This is a genomic window from Sulfitobacter sp. CW3 (assembly GCF_019392245.1).
Lineage (GTDB): Bacteria > Pseudomonadota > Alphaproteobacteria > Rhodobacterales > Rhodobacteraceae > Sulfitobacter.
The window spans coordinates 1-273 of the sequence record NZ_JAHXRL010000203.1 but is presented as its reverse complement, the minus strand read 5'-3'; the positions used below and the strand labels follow the sequence as shown (position 1 = coordinate 273).

The 273-nt window shown below is 79.1% G+C and carries 1 pseudogene; it reads right to left on the bottom strand.

The features are described from left to right. Nucleotides 1–273: pseudogene (locus tag KZZ06_RS20785) on the bottom strand (MATE family efflux transporter); the annotation flags it as partial.

Below are 273 nucleotides of genomic sequence, written 5' to 3'. Positions count from 1 at the left end.
CCGATCGCCCCCGACAGCGCGAACAGGCCGCCGAAGGCCACCGGCGTCAGCCGGTCGATCACCGACGCGGCGGCGACCGCGTCCGCTCCGTAGCCGGCAAAAAGGCGCGCCAGGAAGGCGCTCGCCACCGAGGGTGCGAGGTTGGTGAGCACGGCCGGGCCCGCGACCCCCGCCAGGGCGGCCGCGTCGGGCGGCAGGTCGGGCAGGCGCGGCCGGCCGAGGAGCCCGTGCCGCGCGACGCCGCGGATGCCCACCGCCACGAAGGTCGCGCGC